Consider the following 3,871-nt stretch of genomic DNA (forward strand, 5'->3'; position numbering starts at 1 on the left):
CGGTGCCGCCGCACCCGCGTCCGCGCGTCCGACCGCCCGGCCGCCCGCCGGGTCCGTCCTGTCCTTCACCGCGGCCACCAACGGGGCGGCCACCCTCGCGCCGGGCGGGGACCGGCTGGTCGCCGAGGTCCAGAGCGTCCTGTGGTCCGTCCCGCGCGACGGCGGCCGGGCCGTCCCCCTCACCCCGGCCGGGCTCGAACCCAACCGGCCGGTGCACGCGCCCGACGGCGGCCTCGTCGCCTTCTGCGCCTACCGGGGCGGCGGCTTCCACCTCTGGACGGTGCGGCCCGACGGCTCGGACCTGCGCAGGCGCACCGACGGCCCCTTCGACGACCGCGCTCCGGCCTGGTCGCCCGACGGCACCCGCCTCGCCTTCGCCTCCGAGCGCGGCGGCGACCCGGTGACCGGCAGCCCGTACCGCATCCACGTACTGGACCTGCGCACCGGCGGCATCACCCGTCTGACCGGACTGCCCGGCCAGGAGGGTCCGCTGCAGGACGGCCCCTGGGAGGACTTCGACCCCGCCTGGTCGCCCGACGGGGAGCGGATCCTCTTCGTGCGTGCCAAGGGCGTCACCACCGCCACCGGGGCCGGGGTCGAGGCCCGTACCGTCGCCGCCGTCCCCGCCGCGGGGACCGGGCCCGTCGTCGTGGAGCACACCGGCACCGCGCCCGCGCAGATCATGACGCCCGTCCCGGCACCGGACGGCCGGAGCCTGGCGTACCTGCGGACCACCGCCCCGCCGCACGGCACCTGCACGCTCGTCGTCGACGGCGAGCCCGTCGCCGTCGAGGGGGACGTCGCACCGGTACCGCCCCGCTGGACCGCGGACGGGGAACTGCTGCTCACCGTCGACGGCCGCTTCACCCTCGTACGCCCGCGGGAGCCGGCGCGGACGGAGGTCGTCCCCTTCGAGGGCGTGCTGCCCGTGCACCGGCCGCGCTACGCGGTCAAGGAGTACGACCTGGGGGAGGGGCGCGCCCGACCGGTGCGCGGCATCCACCTGCCCGCCCTGTCGCCCGACGGCCGGCACATCGCCTTCGCCGCCCTCGACTCGCTCTGGCTGGCCGGGACTTCGGGCGGAGCGGCGCCGCGGCGGCTGCGCCGGGCCACGCCCACGCAGTACCTCCTGGGGCCGTCGTGGGCGCGTGACGGACGCACCCTGCTGTACGCGGACGACCGCGACGGCCTGCTCGGTGCGTACCGCCTGGATCCGGCCACCGGCGAGGAGAGCGCGCTCGCCACCGGCGGACGGGTCCATCCCGCGCTCTCGCCCGACGGGACCCGCCTCGCCTGCCTGGACATGACCGGGGCGCTCGTCGTGCGCGACCTGGCGAGCGGCGCGGAGAAGGTGCTCGCGACGCCGCTCGGCGGGGGCGGGCTGCCCGGGCGGCCGAGCTGGTCGCCCGACGGCCGCTTCCTCGCGCTGTGCGACCGCAACCGGCTCAACCTGCGCTTCCGGGAGGGCCACAACCTCGTCCGGGTCGTCGACGCCGTGACCGGGCGGGACCGGCTGCACGCGGTGGCGCCGCACACCTCGATCTCCGACCGCTACGCCTCGGGACCCGTCTGGTCGCCCGACGGCCGCTGGATGGCGCTGGTCGTCGAGTCCGCGCTCTGCCTGCTGCCCGTCACGCCCGACGGCACCCCGCGCGGCGCCCTGCGCACCCTCACCGGCGAACCGGCCGACCACCCCTCCTGGTCCGGCGACTCCCGCACCCTGCTGTACCTCTCCGGCAGCCGCCTGCGGCTGATCGGCGTGGACGGCGGCCCGGCGCGCACCGTACGGGTGCCGCTCGACCGGCCCCGGCCCGAGCCCGCCGACACCGTGGTGCACGCCGGCCGGCTCTGGGACGGCACCGGCGATTCGGTGCGCGACGACGTCGACGTCGTCGTACGCGGCGGGCGCGTGAGCGCCGTCGAGCCGCACCGGCGCCGCGCGGCACTGACCCGGATCGACGCCTCCGAGCGGACCGTGGTGCCCGGGCTGTGGGACGCCCACACCCATCCGTGGCAGGTGACCTACGGCGGCCGCCAGACGGTCGGCCAGCTCACCTACGGCATCACGACCGCCGTCTCGCTCGGCGGATTCGCCCACGAGCAGGCCCGCATCCGCGAGGCGGTCGCCGCCGGGCTGCTCGCCGGGCCGCGGCTGCTGACCACCGGTGAACTCCTCGACGGCTCCCGGGTCGCCTACAGCATGGGCCGCGCCCACCGGACCCGGCAGGGACTGCGGCGTTCGCTGGCGCGGGCCGCCGCCCTGGACTGGGACTTCGTGAAGACCTACGTGCGGGCGCCGGGCTGGGTGATGGAGGAGGCCGCGCGGTTCGCGCACGAACGGCTCGGCGTGCGCTCGGGCAGCCACCTGCTGTCGCCCGGCGTCCAACTGGGCCAGGACCTGACGACCCATCTGCAGGCCACCCAGCGCGCCGAGTTCGGGCACGCGACCACCCCGTCGGGGCGCGCGTACCAGGACGTCCTTGAGGTCTACACCGCGCGGGGCGTCGGCTTCGGCCTCGTCGCCACCCCGTTCACCTCGGCGCCCCTGCTGGGCGCCGATCCCGGGCTCGCCGACGACCCCCGGGTCACCGCCGTGATGCCGCCCTGGGACGCGGCCCTCGTGCGGCAGGGGGCGGGCGTACCGCCGAGCGGGGACCAACTGGCCGCCCTGGACACGGAGATCGGTGTCTACCGGCGGATCCTGGCCGAGGGCGGCACCGTCGCCCTCGGCACCGACCAGCCGCTCGTGCCGGTGGGCCTCTCCCTGCACCTGGGCCTGCGCGCGCTGCACAGGGGCGGGCTGTCCCCGGCCGAGGCCCTGCGCACGGTGACCGTGCTGCCGGCGCGGCTCTTCGGCCTGGAGGACGAGCTGGGCACGCTCCGGCCGGGCAGGCTCGCCGACCTGACCGTGGTGGACGGCGACCCCTTCACCGACTTCGACACCCTCGTGCGCACGGTCGCCGTGCTGCGGGGCGGGGTCCCGTACACGACCGACGGCCTCGTGGCGGCGTACGAGCCGCTGTCCCCGGCCGTCGCGCGCGGGGTGGCGGACGAGGAGGACTGGCTCGGGGTGGGGCGGCTGATGCGGCGGGAGGGGTGCTGCGACGCGGGCGGCTGGCACGCCGGCGGGTGAGCCGTGGCGGGCCGGAACGAGCGTACGACGAACCAACTGGTCGGTGGGCCAAGCCAGTTGGAACCGGATCGTCCGTAAAGGGTCGGGGAGGTCGGGGGCCCGTGTCCCGCGGCTGCCGACGAGGGCGTGGGACCAGCGGGTGCGGAGGGCGTCGAGGTCGGCCATGCGCTCCATTGTCCGCCCGGTGGCGGCTGTAGGCTGCGCATTGGACTAGACCTGTAGCCCGCCCGTTGCCGTCCGAGGGAAGAGGTCCTATGAGCAAGCGTGCAGTCCTGGAGGTGATCGCCCTCGACGTCGAGGACGCGGTCGCCGCCGAGGCCGGAGGCGCGGACCGGCTGGAACTGGTCACCGACATGGCCGCCGACGGGCTGACCCCGCCGGTCGCGGCCTTCGCCGGGATCCGGGCCGCCGTCGGCATCCCGCTGCGCGTGATGATCCGGCTGGCCGACGGGTTCGACGCCGGGGACGTACGGGCGCTCGCGCGGGCCGCGCGGGAGCTGCGGGCGGCCGGGGCGGAGGAGTTCGTGCTCGGGTTCCTGGACGCGGCCGGGGACCCGGACCTGCCCGCGCTGGAGGCGGTGCTGGCCGAACTGGACGGCTGCCGCTGGACGTTCCACCGGGCGATCGACCGGGCCGCCGACCGGGACGCGCTGCGCAAGCGGATCGGCGACCTGCCGGGGCTGGACACGTACCTCACGGCCGGGGCGGCGGGCGGGGTGGACGAGGGGCTGCCGACGC

The 3,871-nt window shown here is 76.9% G+C and carries 2 protein-coding genes; both read left to right on the forward strand.

Annotated elements, in window-relative coordinates:
- Positions 1-3,133: amidohydrolase family protein (locus tag FGF04_RS33530; protein WP_235882632.1), on the forward strand; the 3,133-nt coding region annotated here is incomplete at its 5' end.
- A 254-nt stretch (positions 3,134-3,387) separates the two neighbouring features.
- The coding region (locus FGF04_RS33535; RefSeq protein ID WP_149515164.1) for a copper homeostasis protein CutC at positions 3,388-3,871 on the forward strand (484 nt) is incomplete at its 3' end.

The organism is Streptomyces apricus, from assembly GCF_008369065.1.
GTDB classification, from domain to species: Bacteria; Actinomycetota; Actinomycetes; order Streptomycetales; family Streptomycetaceae; genus Streptomyces; species Streptomyces apricus.